Raw genomic sequence first — 20138 nt, forward strand, 5'->3', positions numbered from 1 at the left:
GTCGGCCTTGATCACACCTCTTGCTGAGCACCGGCAGAGGTGACGACGACGGGTATGCCGTTGAGCACGGCGTTGCCCGACACACCTTCGACTCGGGCCGGGTCGGTGAGGTCGTTCATGCTCACACCCGGGACGTCGATGGCGTGGGTCAGTCGCACACCGGGACGACGGTGGCCGTAGCCGTGTGGCAACGACACGACGCCCGGCATGACCTCGTCGCTGGACCGGACTTCCACCTGGAGCGACGAGACCTCGGAGGTGACGGTGACGAGGTCACCATCGGTGACGCCGCGTGCCACGAGGTCATCGGGGTGCATGAGCAGCTGGTGGCGCGGCCGACCGCGGGTGAGGCGGGTCGTGTTGTGCATCCACGAGTTGTTGTCGCGCTGGTGGCGTCGGCCGATGAGGAGAAGGTCGTCGCTCGCTGCTGCCGCACGCAACTCCGGCAGGCGGGCGCGCAGCGCTGCCAGCCCCGCGGTGAGGACGGGTGGCGTGAGCGAGATTCGCTGGCCCTGCGTCCGCAGCCGCTCCGGGAAGCGTGGCTCCAGGGCTCCGAGGTCGACCCCACCCGGAGTGCGGGCCAGCCTGCGGACGGACAGTCCGCGGCGGCTCGTGCGGAGCAGGGCATCGATGGCGACGCGCGGCGACATCCGCAACCGCACCTGCTGCCGCACGGGAAGCCGGCGACCCTGCCGACGAGCCAGCGCAAGCACGAGGTCGCGTGCGATCTCCCAGTCGTGGCGCTGATCAGCCCCGCGAGGGAAGAGCGCCGACGACCAGCGAGCAGTGTTGCGGACCGCGAGGGTGTGGAAGATGAGGTCGTAGTGGTCGCGTTCGAGCGGGCCGGTCGGCGGCAGGATGACGTGCGCGTGCCGGGTGGTTTCGTTGATGTAGGGGTCGATTGCGACGACCGCCTCCAGCTCCGTCAGGCGCTCGGCCAGACGAGACCCGGCCGGCGTGGAAGACACCGGGTTGCCGGCGATGGTGATGATGCCTCGGATGGCAGGTGTCGGCCCCTCCATCTCTTCGCCGAGCACCGAAACGGGCAGCTCGCCGCCGAACTCGGGCAGGCCGCGCACCGTCGACGTGGTCCGACCACGATGACCACGGCCGACGAGACCACGCTCGATGATGTCGATCGCCGGTGACGTGAACATCGTCCCGCCCGGCTGGTCGAGGTTGCCGGTGATCGCCATGAGGCACTGGATCGCCCACTGACACACCACCCCGAACTCCTGCGTCGAGACACCCATGCGTCCGTGGACCGCCGCTTCTCCGGCGGCGATGTCCCGGGCCAACTCGCGGATCGACTGTGCTGCAACACCGCTCACTGATTCAGCGAGGTCTGGGGTGAAGTCCGCGACCGCGATCCGCAACTCTTCGAGACCGTCGACATAGGCCGCGGGGCTGGCCAGTCCTTCGGCGAGCACAACGTGCACGAGGGCCAGAAGAACCACGGCGTCGGTCCCCGGTCGGACGAAGTGGTGCTCGTCCGCAACTGCCGCGGTCTCAGTGCGACGCGGGTCGAGGACGACGAGTCGCCCTCCGCGAGAACGCAGCTCACGCAGCCGGCCGGGGAAGTCGGGGACGGTCCACAGCGACCCGTTCGACGCCATCGGGTTCGTGCCGACGAGGACGAGCAGCCGAGTCCGGTCGATGTCGGGGACGGGCAGGAGGAACTGGTGGCCATACATCGCCCACGCCACGAAGTGATGCGGCAACTGGTCGACACTCGTGGCGCTGAAGACGTGCTTGCTGCCGAGCACTCGAGGGATGGCTGTGCCGTGGGTCAACGCGCCAAGGCTGTGGACGTTGGGGTTGCCCAGATACGTCGCGACGGCATCGCGGCCATGTCGCTGCTGCACGCCCGCGAGCAGCTCGGCCGCTAACTCGATCGCTTCAGTCCACTCGATCTCGACCCAGTCATCACCGACCCGCTTGACCGGGCGACGCAACCGGTCAGGATCGGTGTGGAGGTCCTGCAGGGCAATGCCTTTGGGGCAGATGTGCCCGCGCGAAAGTGGGTCATCCACATGCCCCTTGATGCTGACGATCTCGGGACCGCGCACCTGGACCTCGAGTCCGCACGACGCCTCGCACAGGACACAGGTGATGTGCCGAACCACCGGCGCGTCCGTGCTTTCGGGGGGAATGGGTGACAAACGCACGGAGGAAGTCGGCGCGGACATGACCTCAGCCTCTCGGGTTGATTCCGGCGCGAGGCTTGTATGCCGGCGCCTCACGTTGCGTGTTCGCGCGTCGGGCTTCGACGGCGTTGGCGCCCATGAGGAGCCGGGCCTGCTCGAGCCGCTCCCACATGAAGGTGCGACGGTCACTCGCCGTCCACGTCCGGTTGAAGAGGCGCTTGGTCGCGGCCACGGAGTCCGGTGAGCGTTCGGAGATGGCGGACGCGAGAGCCAGCGCACCGGCATACGGATCGCTGTTCTCCTGCGTCGCAAGGCCGAGCCGGACCGCCTCGCTGCCCGACACGGTCTCGCCGGTCATGGTCAGGCGCTTCGCGACGTCCATGCCGACCTGCTGCGACAGCGACTTGATGCCGCTCATGTCGGGGATGATCCCCCACTTGGCCTCGAGCACCGACCACTTCGCGTCAGGTGCGGTGACGCGGAAGTCGGCCGCGAGCGCGATCTGGACGCCGCCGCCGAGGCAGTGCCCCTGGACCGCCGCAATGACCGGAACGGGAAGTCGGCGCCACGCCCAGCACGCCTCCTGGAAGACGTTGGTGCCACGCCACGGGCGAGGAGCGAAGGCCAGGGCGACCCGCTTCGGCTCGCGCAAGACGGTCCCGAAGTCGAGCCCGGCGCAGAACGCATCGCCCTCACCGGAGAGGATCACGGCCCGCAGGGTGCGGTCGGACCGCAGCCGCTGCGCAGTGGCGATGAGCTGCTCGAGGGTGTCGAGGGTGAGCGCGTTGAGCTTGTCGGGGCGGTTGAGAGCGACGTGCGCGACGCCGTGCTCGATGCGGGTGGTGACGAGTTCGCTCATGCCCCGAACTCTAGGCCCGGGTCGAACGCGTCAGGCGGGCGCTGGCGTGGGGCGCGTATCAGAACGGTGCTTGCGCAGGCTCAGGGCAAGGACCCCGGCACCCAGGACGGACAGTCCGGCACCCACCCAGCTGGGAGCCGTGTAGCCATACCCGTTGGCGATGACGATGCCACCGAGCCAGGCCCCCAACGCATTGGCGGTGTTGAGCGCGGCGTGATTGCTTGCGGCGGCCAACGTCTGCGCCTGCCCGGCCACCTGCATGAGGCGGATCTGCAGGTTGACGACGAGGATTCCGGCGAGCACCGATGAGAGGAAGTAGAAGAAGATCGCGGTCGGCCACCACTGTGCGGTGAGGGCGAACGCGACGAGGTTGGCGCCCATGCCGACGCATCCGATGGTGATCGACCGCAGGACCGACCACTCCGCCAACCGTCCGGCGAGCGGGGTGCCGACGAGGCCGCCGATGCCGGATGCGAGCAGGAAGATCGGGACCACGCTGGCATCGAGGCCGGTGACCTCGGTGACCGTCGGCGCGATGTAGCTCGCCATCGCGAACATGCCGCCAAAACCGATGGCCCCGACGAGGAGGGTCAGCGCCACCTGGGTCGTCGCAAAACCCTTGAGCTCGCGCTTGATCGTGGACTCGAGGTTGCGCTCGATGTGTGGGATGTAGGCGACGAGCAGGCCGATGGTCACGACACCGAGCACGGCCACGAGCCAGTAGGCCGAACGCCAACCGTAGTTCTGACCGAGCCACGTCGCCCCCGGCACCCCCGCGACATTGGCGATCGGGATTCCGAGCATGACCCGGCTGACCGCGCGCCCGGCCTGCCCCTTGCGAGCCAGGTCCACAGCGACGAGTGCCGCGACACCAAAGAAGGCACCGTGCGGCATACCGGCAACGAAGCGAGCCACGAGAAGCCAGTCGTAGCCCGGAGCCAGCGCGGTCCCCACGTTGCCGATGACGAACGCGACGGTGAGCCCGATGAGGAGTGCCTTGCGCGGCCAAGTCGCCCCGAGCATCGCGAGGAGCGGGGCACCCACGACGACGCCCGCGGCATACGCCGAGATGGTGTGGCCCGCCGTCGGGATCGAGACGGAGACGCCCTCGGCGATGTCGGGGAGCAGACCCATCGTGACGAACTCGGTCGTGCCGATGGCGAAACCGCCGACGACCAGCGCGATCGTGGCGAGCAGGGCATGACGAGGAGGAGGCACGGATATCCAAGATACGGAGGTCCCGAGACATTCCCACATCCGCCCACGCGACCCCGCTCCTAGGATCACTGTCATGCGCGCAGCCCAGGTGACCCGACTCGACGGACCCGACGCCGTGGAGGTCGTCGACGTCCCCGCCCCCGACGTGCCGGCAGGGCAGGTGCTCATCGACGTGGCGGCGGCAGGCGTCTCCTTCCCGGACGTGTTGCTGAGCCGCGGTGATTACCAGATGAAGCCGCCACCCCCGTTCATCCCGGGCGCCGAGGTCGCCGGCGTCGTGCGAACGGCACCCGCCGGCAGCGGGCTCTCCGTCGGTGATCGCGTGGCGGCGTTCCCGTTCCTCGGCGGATTCGCGGAGCAGGTCGCGTGTGACCCCTCGTTCGTGTTCCCGCTCCCCGACCGGGTGTCCTTCGAGCAGGGTGCGGCGCTGCCGATGAACTACCTCACCTGCTACTTCGCGCTCCGTCAGCGTGGCCGCCTCGTCGAGGGCGAGAAGGTCCTGGTCCACGGCGCCGCCGGTGGCATCGGCACCGCTGCGGTCCAGCTCGCCAAGGCGTGGGGAGCAACCGTGTATGCCGTGGTCTCCGATGACGCGAAGGCTGGCGTTGCGCGCGAGGCCGGGGCCGACGAAGTCGTCCTGGCCGAGGGCTTCAAGGACTCCATCGCCGACCTCACGTCAGGTCACGGCGTCGACATCGTCGTGGACCCGGTCGGCGGCGACCGCTTCACCGACTCCCTCCGCTCGCTGGCCCCTCTGGGGCGGCTGCTCGTCATCGGCTTCACCGCGGGGTCGATCCCCGAGGTCAAGGTCAATCGGTTGCTGCTCAACAACATTGATGTCGTGGGAGTCGGATGGGGCGCGTTCTGGATGGGGCGCCCGGGCTTCCTCCGCAAGCAGTGGGACGACCTCGTGCCGCTGCTCGAGGCGGGCCAACTCGACCCGGTCATCGGGATGGTGCGTTCCCTCGACGAGGTGGGTGCTGCCCTGCGCGACATCGACGAGCGCCGAGCCACCGGCAAGATCCTCCTCACGATCGACTGATTGCGACTTCCGACAGTACGAGGGCAGCGAGCACTGTCGGAAGTCGCAATCAGTCGGAAAGAATTTCAGTCAGGGGCGGTCGATCTCGGCGAACTTCGGCCGACCGATCTCGGGGTTCTGCTCGAGCCGGGCGAGATCGGTCGTGTTGCGCGAGATCGACACGAGCAGCTTGCCGTTCGCGAGCGGCACCTCCGGGTGGGCGAGAGGTGCGTAGGCGAACTCGTCCTTGCCGGTGAGGAACGGTGCCTCCAGCGCGGCGCTGCGTTTCCACGGCCCCACCGGGGACGTCGACGTCCAGGTTGTGACCGTCGAACCGAGGTCGCCGTCCTTCTTGGACACCGCGACGAAGGCCCCGTCGATCTCGTCGACCGACAGCGTTTGGGACACGCCCCCGACAGCAGGGATGACTGCAGCCGCCTGGTTGGGGTCGGCCTGCCACCCCCTGCCGTCCCAGAACTCCCACGTGGACTTGTCCTCCGCAGTCGCGAGGGCGGTGCGGGCGACACGGAGAGAGCGACCGAACGCCGTCCCCTTGGGCAGCTCCGTCCCGTAGACATAGAGGTGGTCGCCGGACACCATCGACGCCGAACCCCAGTTGATCTGGTTGGCGCTGTCGACGTCAGGTGTGAGCGGCAGGATCTCGTCGAGCTGCGGTGCCTTGCCGGGCTCGACGGTGAACGTCACGGCATCGGAGCCGAGGTAGCGGAAGCCCCACACGTCGGCGCTGCTGCCCCGGCGGATCCGGCCGGTGAGGATGACGATCTTCTCGATGCCGCGGTCCTCGACCACGGTCACCGACATCGGCCAGCGCACGACGCCCGGCTCCACGTCAGGGATGATCGGGCCTCGCGCCGTGGCCATGAGCTGGCTGAGGCACAGCCCCGAGGTGATGAGCATGGAGTTGGCGACCATGCCGGGTCCCACGCCGGTGCGACGGATCGTGTCACCAAAGATCCACACGATGCGCCCGTCCTGAAGACGCGCACTTGCACCGATGTCGCCGGCCTGCCAGTAGGGCAGATCCGCTTCTGCCACAACGGCGTTCAGCTGCGTGACGGTGGGCCTAAGCGTGCCTTCTGCCGGAACAGAGGGGCAGTCTACGGACATCGTGTATGCCGCCCGCTCGCCTTCCGCGGAACCGCTCGACTCGTCGTCCGAGTCGCCTCCGGGCAGGAACACGCACCCGCCGAGGAGCAGGGCGACGGAGGTGAGAGCGGCCACCGCGGCAGCCGCGGCATACCGAGGCCTTGTCATGCCGTCACCGGTTCGGAGGTCGCGACGCGCAGGCGCAGGTGGACTCGCCGAGCCGCAGCGGTGGAGAGGAGCAGCGCTCCACCACCCCAGGCGAGCAGGACCGCGACGTCGACACCGAGGTGCAACCCCGGCCCGCCGTAGGCGAGCGCGCGGAGCCCGTCCACGGCATACGACATCGGGAGGACGTGGTGCAGCGCCTGCAGCGGACCGGGCAACGTCTCCCAGGGGAACGTGCCGCCGGCGCTCACGAGCTGCAGCACCATGAGGATGAGCGCGATGAACTGGCCGCTGTCACCGAGGCGCGCCATGAGCCCGTGGATGATCGCCATGAAGCTCATTGACACGAGGATCATGAAGGCCAGCATCCACCACGGATGGGCGAGGTCGATGCCGACGGCGAAGCGGACGATGCCCCACGTGAGGACGGCCTGTCCGACGCCGATGACCGCGGGAGCGAGCCAGCCACCGAAGGCCACCGGGATGACGGCCCACCGGGTGGTGATCGCTTCCTCGACGAGCGGGCGGGCCCGGGTGAAGAGCGTGAATCCACCGATCCAGAGCGCAAGGGAGAGGAAGAAGGGTGCAAGGCCGGCGCCATAGGACCCGGCCTTCGCGATCGCCTCGGAGGTGATTCCGACGGGGGCGCCGATGGTCTGGGCCACGGCCTTGCGTTGGTCGGCGGTCGGGTTGGGGATCTGCTTCACGCCCTTGGCGAGCGACGTGCTCAGCTTCGCGGCTCCGGTGTCGAGCTTGGCGAGTCCGTCATCGAGGGTCACCGCGCCTACCGCGAGCTTGTTGGCTCCGCCGAGAGCCTTCTGCTGACCGGTGTCGAGGCCCTCTGCTCCGGTCGCGAGCTTCTTGCTGCCTGCGGCTGCGGTGTCGATCGCCGTCTCGAGCTCGGTCGATGCCGACGCGAGCTGGGCGGCGCCGGTCGCAACCTGGTTGGCACCGTTCGAGAGCGTGGTGAGGTCCTTGGACGTCGACTGGAGAGTGCCATTGGCTTCGCTGATGGGTGTGCGCAGCCTGGCGGTCTCGGCGAGGACTGCCTGGATCTGCTCGTCGGTGAGTCCGGCCGTGGTCAGTCGCGAGGGCAGGGTCTTGTCGAAGGCGTCGAGGTCGCTCGTGAGCTTGGTGCCAGCGGTGGCGGCACGCTGCCCGGCAGCCGCGACCTTGGCGTTGCCGTCGGCGACCTGCTTGGCGCCCTCGGCGAGCTTCGTCGTCTGCCCGGGAAGGGCGTTGGTCTTGGTATCGAGCGTGGCGAGGCCGCTGCTGAGTTCCCCTGCCCCTGAGGCGAGTTGGGCTGCGCCGGCAGCGAGGTCCTCCTGCCCGGCAGCGAGCTCGTTGCTGCCCGAGCGGAGCTTGGTCGCACCGGCATGGGCGTCGTGGGCGACAGTGGCGAGCTGGGTGGAGCCCGTGGCCGCCTCGGTGATCTGGGCGTGGATCGTGGAGAGCCCGCCGAGCATCTCGCTGGCGGCGGTCCGACTCACCTGCCCTGCGACCGAGACCTGGACCTGGTCGACGACGCGCTCGGCGATGGTGCCGGCGAGGTAGTTGGTGGCGTCGTTCGTCTCGACCTCGAGCATGGCTCGGCGAGGTGTGAAGTCAGCGCTCGACGCGAGGTCCTCCGAGAACGTCGCGGGGACCGTGAGGACGAAGGCGTAGTCACCCTCGGCCAGCCCGCGCTTCGCCTGGGCGGCGTCGACCTCGCGCCAATCGAGATCGTGGGCCTTGAGCAGGGTCGAGGCCACCTCGTCACCCACCTGCAGCTTCTCGCCGTCGGCCAGCGTGGTCCCGCGGTCCTCGACGACGACCGCGGCCGGCAGCCCGTCGAGGTTGGCGTAGGGGTCCTTGTTGGCATAGAGGTACAGCCCGGCATAGAGGGACGGCACGACGAGCATCGCCACGAGCGCGACCTTGGCGAAGGTCGTGTCGGTGAGTCGGCGGAGCTCGGTCAGTGCGACGCGAAGGGCGGTCATGGTGTTCCTCAGACGGTTGACGGTGATGTCCGTGCTGTTGTGGTACTTGTGCGTACCATCTCGGTACGCTACCGTACCAGCATGAGTTCTCCCGCCGCCACCCGTCTTCTCGACGCCCTCGGCGAGGCCGTGGTCAGCCAGGGCCTGGCGCGCACGACGGTCGCCGACGTGGCGCGGATCGCGGGCACGAGCAAGCGCACCTTCTATGAGCACTTCGCCACCAAGCACGAGGCCTTCCTTGCCCTGTATGCCGCCCGCTCCGGCGATCTTCTCGCCGCGATCAGCGAGGTGGTCACCGATCCTTCGGCCCCGATCGGCGAACAGATCCGCGGTGGGGTGGAGGCCTATCTCGGCTTCCTCGCCGACAGCCCTGAGCTGGCTCGGGCCCACATGGTCGAGTCACACGCCCTCGGGGAGCTCGGGCTGCGCGCACGTCGTCAACTCATGGACCTGCACGCGGCCTATCTGCGCGAACTCATCGACCGGTCTCGGACGCACCACCCCGACCTGCGTGCCCTGACCGAGACCGAGTCCATCGGCCTCGTCGCCGGCCTGACCGAGCTGACTCTGCGCACCGTGATGGATGATGAGCCGCTCGACGGAGCCGCTCACGTCAACGAGGCGGTCGACTTCATCACCGCCCTCGTGACCCCCCGCTCCTAACCCGAGTGGCCCGGCGCGGTTGAGTCAGCGGCCGGAAGGCCGAACGTCACGCCGACCATCGTCACGCCCCGGCCGTCTTCTTCGTATGCCGTCCGCTCCAGTGCCGCGAGCGCGGCACCGATGAGGATGGCCGGGTCTCGTGAGGGTTCGTCGAGCGACCCTGGCGTCATGACGGCGTGGTCGTCGTCGAAGCGGAGATGGACATCGAGCCGGGACGCTGGGCGTGGATCCTCACCAAGGCGAGCCAGCGCCCGAATCACATTGTCTCGCAACGCTTCCTGAATGGTCGAGCGCTGCCGGGTGGAGCGCCCCAACGATCGTTGCGACGAGATGGACTTGCGGGCCGTGGGGAGCCTGATGGTCGCGTCGTCGAGGCCGTCCCGGATAGCGACGAGGTTCTTGGCCATCGCTTTGGCGACCCGGCGCTCGATCAGGGCGTCGACGGTCCAGCCGGCCAGATCGGCCACGACGACGATGCCGGCGTCGTGGAGCTTGCCGCTCGTCATCGGTCCGACGCCCCACAGGTCCGCGACCGGCAGTCGTGGCCGCACCCGCGCCTCGGTCTCCGCGTCGACGACGAAGAGACCGTCGGGCTTGGCACGGCGACTGGCCAACTTGGCAAAGAGCTTGGCCCGCGCCACCCCCGCCGACACCGGCAGCCCGAGCTCGCGACGGGCCCGAACTCGCAATGCCGCGGCGATCCGGCCCGCCTCCTCGACCGAGCCACCGTCGAGAGCTGACACGTCGAGGAACGCCTCCTCCATCGAGCCAGGTTCGACGAGGGGCGTGATGTCCCGGAACAGCGCCATGAGATCGGCGCTGGCCGACTCATAGGCCGACCCACGGAACTGCGCCACGAGCAGTTCGGGCCAGCGACGGACGGCCTGGAACAGCGGCATACCCGCATGAACGCCGAGCGCTCGTGCCTCATAGCTCGCACAGGCGACCACTTGCGGACCCACGACCATCGGTCGCCCGCGCAGGTGCGGGTGATCGCGCTGCTCGACCGAGGCGAAGAACGCATCGGCGTCGGCATGGATGAGCATGTGCCCAACGATTCCACCAGCCTCCGACATCGCCCCACCCCCGACTTATTGCGCAATCCGTCGGAACTCCACACTTCTTGCGCAATCCGTCGAGTCGGTCGGGGTCATCGTCAGGCTCACCGAGCCAACCTGCGCGCCGTGCCTGACACTCACGCCCCTCGGAACAGGTCCCTCCGGTTGTCCACCCCGAGCTTGCGCAGGATGCTGCGCACGTGAGTCTTGACCGTGGAGACCTCGAGGGTGAGTCGAGCCGCCATGTCGGGGTTGGTCAGCCCTTCGATCATCAGGTGGAGGATCTCGTTCTCCCGCTCCGTCAGGGGCTCGACCGGAGCGAACCGTCGCGCTTCGACCCATGAAGCGCGACCAGATTCAAGCACCAATGCGTGTGGGCCGACCCGCACGTGACGCAGCGCCGCGATGAAGGCGTCGTTGGGTGCCGTCTTGCTGACGAGTGCGTCAGCGCCCGCGAGTCTGGCGATCTGGACGTCAATGGGGCGGGTGAAGGAGGTGAACACCACCACTCGGGCGCCGCACACGGTCTTGATGGACCGACAGAGCTGGATCCCGCTGTGGGCGCCCCCGAGCCTGACGGGCAGGACGACCACATCAGGCTGCAGGCGCCGTGCCGAGTCGAGAGCCTGCGAGGCGCTCGTGGCCTCGCCCACGACCTCGAAGTCGGCATGCTCCGCCGTGAGGGTACGAAGACCGCGCAGGACGACCGGGTGATCCTCGACCAGCAGCACCTTCATGACGACCAAGCCGGTCCTTCCTCAGTGGTCCCGCGCGCCGCCTCCAGTGCCGCCGCGTCGGGCCTACCGATGATCCTCCCTCAGGGATGAGGTGGAGCAAGCGCCGAAGTCCCTACCGTCGAGGTATGACGACTCAGCTCGACGGGACGCGACAGCGCAGCTTCGATTTTGCCGTGATCGGCGCCGGCGTCGTCGGCGCCAGCATTGCTCGGGAGTTGGCCAGACGTGGGGCCAGCGTCGTCGTGCTCGACAGGGCATCCGGGGTCGGAGGTGGCTGTTCCTACGCCAACGCCGGGATTCTTGCCCCTGACCACGTGTCTCCTCTGGCGACACCTGCGCTCCTGCGCGAGGCCCCCATTCAGATGATGCGCCGCCCACCCGCGGTGCGAGTGCGGCCCACGCGTGGGTTGGCGCCCTGGCTGGGCAAGCTGGCTGCGTCGGCCACACCCAACCGGGCGCGCGTCGCCCAGGCCAGGCTGCGGCAGTTGGCGAACGAAAGCACCCACCTCCACCGCGAGCTCGGGGCCCAAGGCCTCAACCCCTCGTTGCGGAAGACAGGTGCTCTCGACGTCTACCTCCGTCCCCCTCGCGGTCCGGTCGCGGGGTTGCTCTCGCCGACCGAGCTGCATGAGCTGGAGCCGGGACTCGCGCCCGTTGCCGGGGGCCTGCATCGCACCGAGGAGTGGGTCGTCGAGAGTCGCAGCTACGTGCGGGCGATGCTCGACGACGCAGTGGCGCATCGCGCTGAGGTGTTCTTCGGCACCACGGTGCAGCAGCAGGTGCTCAGCGGCGAGCGAGTTGCGGCAGTCGACACGACGGCCGGAAGGATCCGGGTTGGTCACGTCGTGCTCGCCTCGGGCGTCGAGGCGGGAATCCTGGCGGACCAGGTGGGGCTGCGGCTGCCACTGCGGGGAGGTCGTGGCTATGTGGTGGACGTGGCCGCGCCTGATGGAACCCTCGGAAAGCCGGTGCGGCTCAAGGAGCATCGTGTGGTCGTCACCCCGCTCGAGGACCGGATCCGGGTGGCGGGTTCCATCGAGTTCGGTGACGAGGCACGCACCGCGGACCTGCGACGTGCCGACGCGCTGCTCGAGGTCGCAGCACGAGCGGTGCCCGGGCTGCGGGGCGCACCCGTGCTCGACCGCTGGGCCGGGGAGCGGCCGTGCACGCCGGACGGCGTACCCGTCATCGGCGCGACCCACACCGTGCAGAACCTCTCAGTGGCCACGGGTCACGGAATGTGGGGACTCATCCTGGCTCCGGTCACTGCGCGCCTCATCGCCGGCCAGGCCATCGACCACCGCGTAGACCCGGACCTCGACTGGCTCAGCCCGGACCGATTCGCGCGACGCAGGACCGTCTTGAGCAGACGTATCGCCTGAGGGAGTGCACTTGTCAGGCCTGGGGGTGCACACCTGACAGACTCGGGGTCATGGACTTCCGCAACGCCTACGCGCACGGATTCGCCCGTGTCGCTGCCTGCACCCTCCCCGTGACGATGGCCGACCCCGCCAAGAACGCGCAGGCCACGATCGAGCAGGTGCGGGCCCTTCACGAGGACGGCGTCGCGGTCGCGCTCTTCCCCGAGTTGGGCCTGTCCGGCTATGCGATCGACGACCTGCTCATGCAGGACGTCCTCCTCGAGGACGTCGACAAGGCGATCGTCACCATCGCCGAGGCGAGCGCGAAGCTCACGCCGATCATCGTCGTCGGCGCTCCCCTTCTCATCGGCAACCGCCTCTACAACTGCGCCGTCGTCATCCAGGGCGGCGAAGTCATTGGGGTCGCCCCGAAGTCCTACCTGCCCAACTACCGCGAGTTCTACGAGAAGCGCTGGTTCGCGGCGGGCGACGACGCGGTGGACACCCTCATCAACCGCCCGCACTGGCCCGGGGCCGACGAGGACGGCGACATCGCCTACGGCACCGACCTCCTCTTCGAGGCGACCGACGTCCCCGGCCTGACCGTCCACGTCGAGATCTGCGAGGACATGTGGGTCCCCGTGCCGCCGAGCCACCGAGCCGCGCTCGCGGGCGCGACGGTCCTGCTCAACTTGAGCGCCTCCCCGATCACTGTTGGCCGCGCCGACGACCGCCACCTGCTCGCCCGCTCGGCGAGCGCCCGATGCAATGCGGCCTACCTGTATGCCGCTGCCTCCGAGGGTGAGTCGTCCACCGACCTCTCGTGGGACGGCATGACCATGGTCTACGAGATGGGTGACCTGCTGGGCGAGTCCGAGCGCTTCCCCAGCGGACCGCAGGCGACCATCGTCGATGTCGACCTGGATCGGTTGCGGCAGGAGCGGATTCGCCAGGGCAGCTTCGACGACAACCGTCGCGTCGAGGGCATCGGCGAGCCCGGTGGAGAGTCGTTCCGGGTCGTCGCGTTCGAGCTCGAGCCACCCACGGGCGACATCGGGCTGCGTCGCAAGGTCGACCGCTTCCCGTTCGTGCCCGACGACGAGGCCCGCCTCGCGCAGGACTGTTACGAGGCCTACAACATCCAGGTCTCCGGGCTCGAGCAGCGGCTGCGCGCCATCGGCCAACCCAAGATCGTCATCGGCGTCAGCGGTGGACTCGACAGCACCCACGCCCTCATCGTCGCGGCCAAGGCGATGGACCGGCTTGGGCGACCGCGCACCGACATCATCGGCTTCACGATGCCGGGCTTCGCGACGAGCGATGGCACCAAGAGCAACGCGATCCACCTCATGGAGTCCCTCGGGATCACCTGGGAGGAACTCGACATCAAGCCCGCCGCCACGCAGATGCTCACGGACCTCGGCCACCCGTTCGGCAAGGGCGAGGAGGTCTATGACGTCACCTTCGAGAATGTCCAGGCCGGGCTGCGCACCGACTACCTCTTCCGTGCCGCCAATCAGCGCGGAGGCATCGTCCTCGGCACCGGCGACCTGTCCGAGCTCGCGCTGGGATGGTGCACCTACGGCGTCGGTGACCAGATGAGCCACTACGGCGTCAACACCGGTGTCCCCAAGACGCTGATGCAGCACCTCATCCGCTGGGTGGTCTCCTCCGAGCAGTTCGAGGGATCCGTCAACGACACCCTCCTTGAGATCCTTGACCAGGAGATCAGCCCCGAGCTCGTCCCCACCAAGGAGGGCGAGAGGATCCAGTCGACAGAGGCCTCCGTCGGGCCCTACTCGCTGCAGGACTTCACGCTCTATCACGTTCTCCGCAGGGGCTATCGGCCCAGCAAGATCGCCTTCCTCGCCGAGCACGCCTGGGCCGACGCAGCGACCGGGGACTGGCCGGCCGGCTTCCCCGAAGGTGACCGGACGGCATACGACCTCGCGACGATCCGTAGGTGGCTGGAAGTCTTCATCAAGCGCTACTTCGCCAACCAGTTCAAGCGCAGCGCGCTTCCCAACGGACCCAAGGTCGTCGCGGGCGGCACGATGTCGCCTCGCGGCGATTGGCGTATGCCGTCCGACGTCTCGTCCACCGCGTGGCTGGCCGAGTTGGAGCGCAACGTCCCCAAGTCCTGATCCTCCCCAGGCCAACTCGCCCTCACTCGCTGACGAGTTGCGCTAAAGTCACCCCGCAGCCTGCGCGGTTCGGTCGCGCTCATATTCCTCGGGGGAAATCTCATGTCTGTCGTCCTGCACCGCGCCCTGCCACTCGTCGCCGCCATGGCACTGGTTGCCCCGCTCTCCGCCTGCGGCGGCTCCGACGCCCCGGCCAAGCCGGGTGCAACTGCCTCGGCCTCCACTGTGGCCAAGAAGAAGCCGACCGCCTCTGCGCTCTACCAACAGTCCCGCGATTCCGCTCTCGCCGCAAAGAGTGGGCACGTCAAGGGCTCCTTCACGGAGGATGGCGAGTCGACCGCGATTGACATCGCCGGCTCGGTTGATGGCGCGAACCAGCAGGCCACGATCTCCACGCCCCAGGGCGAAGTCACCATGCTCACAGTGGGAGGCAAGTTCTGGATCAAGGGTGACCGGAAGTACTGGACCGAGAGCATCGACGCCGACGCAGCCAAGGCCATCGGCGCCAAGTGGCTCGTGGTGCCGCCCGCAGAGGTCAAGGACATGGGCGACACCACGATCAAGAACCTGCTCACTGAGATGTATGCGGACGCCTCGATGTCCAAGCTCGAATCCGTTGCCACGGCTGTCAACGAGAGCACGGTCGCTGGCGTCCCCGCCTACGTGCTCACCGACAAGATCGGCGGGAACGGCGAGATCTTCATGACGGCCGACGGCAAGGCCCAGCTCATCAAACTCGTTGGCCCCAAGGACGAACCGGGCGAACTCGCCTTCACCGAATGGAACGCCGTCAAGCCCTTCGCCGCGCCTGCTGCGGCGCAGATCTTCACGCCCTGACGAGCGGTTCCCGTCAGCGGCTGACCTGAGTGGGGCCGCCGATGCGGGACAGCTTCTCGGGGTTGCGCACGGCATAGACACCGGTGATGAGCCCGTCCTCGACCTCGACCGTGAGGATGCTGTCGAGCTCGCCGTCCAGTCGGACGACGAGGGCCGGGCGACCGTTGATGTCGACCGGCTCGAACGTGGTGGCGCCAAATTTGCTGAAGCCACCCAGAAGCAGGCGCGACACCTTGTCGACCCCCAGGACCGGGTGCGCGAGCGCCTGCTTGATGCCGCCGCCGTCGCCGAGCATCACGACGTCGGGCGCCAGGACGTCCACCAGCCCCTGGAGGTCACCTGTCATGACCGCTCGCTGGAAGGCCTCAAAGGCGCCGCGCGCCTGACCCGGGGAGACATCGCCGCGAGGCCGACGGGCGGCGACATGGGAGCGCGCGCGGTGTGCGATCTGTCGGACGCTCGCCGGGCTCTTGTCGACGGCTTCGGCCAGCTCCTCATAGTCGAGCCCGAACACCTCGCGCAGGACAAACACCGCCCGCTCGGTCGGCGTCAACGTCTCGAGGACGAGGAGCATCGCCATCGAGACGCTGTCGGCCAGCTCGACGTCCTCGGCCACGTCGGGGGCCGTGACGAGCGGTTCGGGCAGCCATGGTCCGACATAGTCCTCACGTCGCCGAGACACCGTGCGGAGACGGTCGAGCGCAGTTCGGCTCACGACGCGCACGAGGAACGCCCGGGGATCACGCACTTCGCTCTGGTTCACGGCGTCCCACTTGAGCCAGGCGTCCTGGACGACGTCCTCGGCGTCGACCGCGGATCCGAGCATCTCGTAGGCGACGGTGAAGAGCAGGCTGCGATGCGCTGCGAACGGGTCCCTGGCCTCCACGTTCATGCGGGTGACGCTACGCCGACACTGGGCTGCGAGAGAGGGGCGAGGCCACAGGCGTCGGCGAACTCCTCCGAGTGGATTCCCAGCGCGATGTTGCCGCGTGCGCTTGAGTTCATGAAGCCGACCCTGGCGGTGAGTTCGAGCAGACCTGCGGGCCCGAGGTCCTCGAGGAGCGCGGCCGAGAGCTCGTCCGTGACGGCGACCGGCGTCTGGCACATCGCCTCGGAGTACTCCATGACCCGGCGCTCCAGCGGGGTGAAGACGCTCGACTCCCGCCACCGCGGAACCTCCCGCGCCTTGTCCACATCGAGTCCGTGGTTGTGCGCCATGAAGTAGTTGAGGTCGAGGCAGAAGCTGCACCCGATCGCCGCGGCAGCCGACATCGCGGCATACGACGCGAGACTCTTGTCGAGCTCGTCCCAGGCTTCGACCTTGCGACCGAAGCCCATCGCGTCCTTCATCGCCCTGGGGTGGTGCCACATGACCCCCAGCGAGTCTGGGACCTTGCCGAGCATGCGTCGGGCAAAGGTCTTGATAAGGCGGCCCTGCATGCCGGTGACCTCGGCGGCGGGAATTCTGGCGTGTGCGGTCATGAGCTTCTCCTTCGTGGGCGGGTGGGGTTTCTCCGTCACCATGAAGACGCCGCCCGGGCCGGTTCTGTGACAGCCGTGTCCGAAGATTCCTCGGCGATGCGAGGCGGCACCGCTCCCTCTCGCGAGGGAACGGTGCCGGTTGAAGTGAGCTCGAGGGGTGCGGGACTACTTGACCTCGGAGCGACGAACCAGGAACAGTCCGATCGCGAGAGGGATGACCACCCAGAACAGTCCGGTGACCCCCAGCTGGGTCCACTGCGTGCCGGTGAGGTCGCCCTCGAAGAGGAAGCCCTGGGTGAAGTTGAAGTCGACCCACGGCTGCAGGTCCCGAAACCACGACTGGCTCGTGGCGAGCAACATGGTCAACGGGGTCAGGACGAAGTTGTAGACGAAGTAGCCCACGATGGCGCCCGGGGAGTTGCGGATGAGGACGCCGAGCATGAAGCCGATCAGCATGCTGAGCACCGTGGCGAGAGTGATCGTGAGCATCTGGCTGAACGAGAGGTTCCACACCGGGTCGATGCCGGCGATGGAAGCCCCGAGGAGATTGCCCAGAGCGCCGATGGCCAGAGCCAGAACCATGGCGGCGACACCGACGGCGACCGCCACCACGAGCTTGGCAGCAATAACCCGACCGCGATGCGGCACGAGCGTGAACGTCGTGAGGCCACTTCGCTGGCTCCACTCGCTCGTCACAGAGAGGGTCGCGATGATCGGGAGGATGATCACCATCGGGAAGCCGATCGCGGCACCGAAGTTGTCGTAGGTCAGGTCCGTGTCCGGAGCGAAGACCATGACGGCGGCCGTGGCCAGAACGGCGAGGATGCCGATGCTGAACATGAGCCACATCCCGGATCGGGTGTTGAACATCTTGCGCAGCTCGACCTTCAGCAGCCGGCCGGTGGGGATCGCAGCGGGCACCGCGCGTCGCTGGGCAGCAATGGGACTGGTCGTTCCTTCGGCCGAAGCCAGGGTCGTGGCGGTCATGCCGCTACTCCTTCTCGCTGGGTGTCGGCGGTGAGCTCGAGGAACATCTCTTCGAGTCCCGCGCCGTCTGCGGACTTGAGTTCGGTGAGTGCGCAGCCAGCGGCCCGGGCAATCTGGCCGACGAGTGCGGGGTCGGCCACGGTGCGCAGGGCCCCGTCGTCGGACGTCGTGAACTCCACGCCGCCACGGGTGAGTGCGTCGGCAAGCTCCGCGTGATCCGGTGTCCGCACGACGGTGCCGGCGGCAGCGAGGAGCTCGTCCTTGGTGCCCTGAGCGACGATGCGGCCATTGCCGATCACGACGATGTCGTCGGCGATGACCTCGATCTCGTGCAGCAGGTGGGAGGAGAGCAGGACGGTGCCCCCGGCGTTGGCATAGCCGCGCAGAAGGTCTCGCATCCACCGGATGCCGGCTGGGTCGAGGCCGTTGGCCGGCTCATCGAGGATCAGCACATGGGGGTCGCCGATGAGGGCGGTGGCGATGCCCAGCCGCTGGCGCATGCCGAGCGAATAGTTGCGCACCCGCCGGCCGGCCTCGGTCGGGGTGAGGCTCACCCGCTCGAGCATCTCGTCGACGCGGGTGGTGGGCAGGCCCATCGTCATGGCGGCGACGGTGAGGATCTCGCGCCCGGTGCGACCGGCGTGCTGGGCCGAGGCGTCGAGCAGGACCCCGACCTCGAGGCCGGGGTTGGGCAGGTCGACGAAGCGCTTGCCCTCGATGGTGGCCGATCCGCTGGTGGGCGGGGTGAGCCCGACCATCACGCGCATCGACGTGGACTTGCCGGCCCCGTTGGGACCGAGGAAGCCCGTGACCCGACCTGGGCGGGCAGTGAAGGAGACGTTGTCGACGGCGACGTGGTCGCCGTACTTCCTGGTGAGTGACTCAACGGTGATCATGACCGCAACACTGGCGTTCGGGCCGATGCGCGCGCATCGGGGAACGCACCCGACCGACCCCTTGGATCACCCTGAGGTGGCTCAGGGTCCCCACCCCGAGTCAGGGCTCTTTGCCGAACCCTTGCCGAACGCTCACCTCCCCTTTGCCCCACGCGTCGTATGCCGCCTGCAGGCTGATCGGCATGCCCACCACCGCGCCCCTCACGTCTGAGCCCTTCCCCGTCGGGCCACCTCAACGATCGAGTCAGACGCGCATCGCCACTCTGGCCGCGCTGCTTCTCGTCGCCCTCATCAGCACCCTCGCGTTCACCGCGTTCACCGCCCGGACCGCCACCGCCGCGACGCCCCTGACCGTGACGCAGGCGATCGCCACCCAGAACGGAACGTCCCAGACGGTCCGTGGCTACATCGTCGGTGAACCGGTCGCGACGACGACGGTCAACCGCAGCGGATTCACCGCCGACTACGCCATCGCCCTCGCTGACACGGCCGGACAGACCGACACGAGCAAGATGCTCTATGTCCAGCTGACGACTCAGTGGCGCAGCGGCTGGGGTCTCAAGACGAACCCGTCGCTCATGGGCAAGCTCGTCGACGTCACCGGTCCGCTATCGGCCTACTTCTCGCACGCAGGCCTCAAGTCGCCAACCGCGATCGCCTCCGTCGGCACCACGCCCACGCCCACGCCCACTCCCACGGTCACGCCCACCCCCACTCCCACTGGTGGTGGCACCGACGCCTACTACGCGGGCGCCCTCGGCAAGTCCGGTTCGGCCCTACGCACGGCCCTGCACGACATCATCAGCGAGCAGACCGTCCTCACCTATGACCAGGTGTGGACCGCCCTCAAGGACACCGATCAGGACCCGGGCAACACGGCCAACGTCATCGAGATCTACTCGGGGCGCTCGATCTCCAAGAGCAGCAACGGTGGTGACGCCGACCAGTGGAACCGTGAGCACGTGTGGCCCCAGAGCCACGGCGGCTTCGGCACGACGCCCGGCCCGGGCACCGACGTCCATCACCTCCGCCCCGAGGACGTCACCGTCAACTCCGACCGCGGCAACCTCGACTTCGACAACGGCGGCTCGGCCGTCAATCAGTGCTCCGACTGCTGGCGAGACGGCGACTCCTTCGAGCCTCGCGACTCCGTCAAGGGTGACGTCGCCCGGATGATCCTCTACATGGCCATCCGCTACGAGGGCGGCGACGGCTTCGCCAACCTCGAGCCCAACAACACCGCGGGCAACGGGTCCACGCCCTACGTCGGCAAGCTGACGACCCTCAAGGCATGGAGTGCTGGTGACCCGCCGAGCACCTTCGAGAAGCGTCGCAACGACCGCATCCACGCCCAGTGGCAGGGCAACCGCAACCCGTTCATCGACCACCCGGAGTGGGTCACCTCGATCTGGCCGTGATCCGAAACCAACGCAGAGGTATGCCGGCAGCTCATCGTGAGCGGCCGGCATACCTCTGC

Annotated in this window: 17 protein-coding genes; 6 read left to right on the top strand and 11 right to left on the bottom strand. The window is 68.2% G+C overall.

Going from position 1 to position 20138, the window contains the following annotated elements; all coding sequences use genetic code 11:
* Positions 1-11: 11 nt before the first annotated feature.
* From V6K52_RS18645 to V6K52_RS18655, 3 genes are read right to left on the bottom strand one after another with little or no spacing between them, the layout of a single operon-like run.
* The gene (locus tag V6K52_RS18645) at positions 12-2189 is read right to left on the bottom strand and encodes a molybdopterin-dependent oxidoreductase (RefSeq protein WP_353951605.1); all 2178 of its coding nucleotides are present in this window, start codon (positions 2187-2189) and stop codon (positions 12-14) included.
* A 4-nt stretch (positions 2190-2193) separates the two neighbouring features.
* Positions 2194-3006 (bottom strand): crotonase/enoyl-CoA hydratase family protein, encoded by an 813-nt coding sequence (locus V6K52_RS18650; RefSeq protein ID WP_353951606.1) that lies wholly within the window; start codon positions 3004-3006, stop codon positions 2194-2196.
* Between the two features lie 30 nt (positions 3007-3036).
* Complete coding sequence (locus V6K52_RS18655; protein ID WP_353951607.1) at positions 3037-4224, bottom strand: MFS transporter; 1188 nt, start codon at positions 4222-4224, stop codon at positions 3037-3039.
* A 73-nt stretch (positions 4225-4297) separates the two neighbouring features.
* On the opposite strand from V6K52_RS18655, the gene V6K52_RS18660 reads away from it, so the two are divergent.
* Positions 4298-5266 (top strand): NADPH:quinone oxidoreductase family protein, encoded by a 969-nt coding sequence (locus V6K52_RS18660; RefSeq protein WP_353951608.1) that lies wholly within the window; start codon positions 4298-4300, stop codon positions 5264-5266.
* Positions 5267-5335: 69 nt separating this feature from the next.
* On the opposite strand, the gene V6K52_RS18665 is transcribed toward V6K52_RS18660, so the two are convergent.
* Together V6K52_RS18665 and V6K52_RS18670 are read right to left on the bottom strand one after the other, a co-directional pair.
* Positions 5336-6520: a DUF4185 domain-containing protein gene (locus V6K52_RS18665; protein ID WP_353951609.1), complete on the bottom strand. Its 1185-nt coding sequence runs from the start codon at positions 6518-6520 to the stop codon at positions 5336-5338.
* Entirely contained in the window at positions 6517-8496 is a 1980-nt protein-coding gene (locus tag V6K52_RS18670) for a YhgE/Pip domain-containing protein (protein ID WP_353951610.1), read from the bottom strand. Before V6K52_RS18670 ends, V6K52_RS18665 begins: the two co-directional genes overlap by 4 nt.
* A gap of 81 nt (positions 8497-8577) precedes the next feature.
* Here V6K52_RS18670 and V6K52_RS18675 point away from each other — a divergent pair, with 81 nt between their 5' ends.
* The gene (locus V6K52_RS18675) at positions 8578-9159 is read left to right on the top strand and encodes a TetR/AcrR family transcriptional regulator (protein ID WP_353951611.1); all 582 of its coding nucleotides are present in this window, start codon (positions 8578-8580) and stop codon (positions 9157-9159) included.
* On the opposite strand, the gene V6K52_RS18680 is transcribed toward V6K52_RS18675, so the two are convergent.
* Positions 9156-10205, bottom strand: a complete 1050-nt coding sequence (locus V6K52_RS18680; RefSeq protein ID WP_353951612.1) for a DNA polymerase IV — start codon at positions 10203-10205, stop codon at positions 9156-9158. The two genes, V6K52_RS18675 and V6K52_RS18680, sit on opposite strands and share 4 nt — an antisense overlap.
* Before the next feature lie 149 nt (positions 10206-10354).
* Entirely contained in the window at positions 10355-10954 is a 600-nt protein-coding gene (locus tag V6K52_RS18685) for a response regulator transcription factor (RefSeq protein WP_353951613.1), read from the bottom strand.
* A 125-nt stretch (positions 10955-11079) separates the two neighbouring features.
* Here V6K52_RS18685 and V6K52_RS18690 point away from each other — a divergent pair, with 125 nt between their 5' ends.
* The 3 genes from V6K52_RS18690 (at position 11080) to V6K52_RS18700 (ending at position 15296) form a co-directional block, all read left to right on the top strand.
* On the top strand, positions 11080-12336 hold the full coding sequence (locus V6K52_RS18690) for an FAD-dependent oxidoreductase (RefSeq protein ID WP_353951614.1): 1257 nt from the start codon (positions 11080-11082) through the stop codon (positions 12334-12336).
* Positions 12337-12386: 50 nt separating this feature from the next.
* A complete protein-coding gene (locus V6K52_RS18695) occupies positions 12387-14459 on the top strand; it encodes an NAD(+) synthase (protein WP_353951615.1) in 2073 nt (690 codons plus the stop codon).
* A gap of 102 nt (positions 14460-14561) precedes the next feature.
* Positions 14562-15296 carry a hypothetical protein gene (locus V6K52_RS18700; protein ID WP_353951616.1) on the top strand — a complete coding sequence of 245 codons (735 nt, stop codon included), beginning with the start codon at positions 14562-14564 and terminating at the stop codon, positions 15294-15296.
* A 13-nt stretch (positions 15297-15309) separates the two neighbouring features.
* Here V6K52_RS18700 and V6K52_RS18705 read toward each other — a convergent pair whose 3' ends face one another.
* The 4 genes from V6K52_RS18705 to V6K52_RS18720 form a co-directional block, all read right to left on the bottom strand.
* Positions 15310-16188, bottom strand: coding sequence for an RNA polymerase sigma-70 factor (locus V6K52_RS18705; protein WP_353951617.1), 879 nt, complete (start codon positions 16186-16188; stop codon positions 15310-15312).
* Positions 16185-16778 (bottom strand): carboxymuconolactone decarboxylase family protein, encoded by a 594-nt coding sequence (locus V6K52_RS18710; RefSeq protein WP_353951618.1) that lies wholly within the window; start codon positions 16776-16778, stop codon positions 16185-16187. Before V6K52_RS18710 ends, V6K52_RS18705 begins: the two co-directional genes overlap by 4 nt.
* A 165-nt stretch (positions 16779-16943) precedes the next feature.
* Positions 16944-17765: an ABC transporter permease gene (locus V6K52_RS18715; protein ID WP_353951619.1), complete on the bottom strand. Its 822-nt coding sequence runs from the start codon at positions 17763-17765 to the stop codon at positions 16944-16946.
* Positions 17762-18661, bottom strand: coding sequence for an ATP-binding cassette domain-containing protein (locus V6K52_RS18720; RefSeq protein ID WP_353951620.1), 900 nt, complete (start codon positions 18659-18661; stop codon positions 17762-17764). The genes V6K52_RS18715 and V6K52_RS18720 overlap by 4 nt, the downstream gene beginning before the upstream one ends.
* A gap of 182 nt (positions 18662-18843) precedes the next feature.
* On the opposite strand from V6K52_RS18720, the gene V6K52_RS18725 reads away from it, so the two are divergent.
* The gene (locus V6K52_RS18725) at positions 18844-20079 is read left to right on the top strand and encodes an endonuclease (RefSeq protein WP_353951621.1); all 1236 of its coding nucleotides are present in this window, start codon (positions 18844-18846) and stop codon (positions 20077-20079) included.
* Positions 20080-20138: the final 59 nt, after the last annotated feature.

The organism is Knoellia sp. S7-12 (assembly GCF_040518285.1).
In the GTDB taxonomy this organism is placed as follows: Bacteria; Actinomycetota; Actinomycetes; order Actinomycetales; family Dermatophilaceae; genus Knoellia.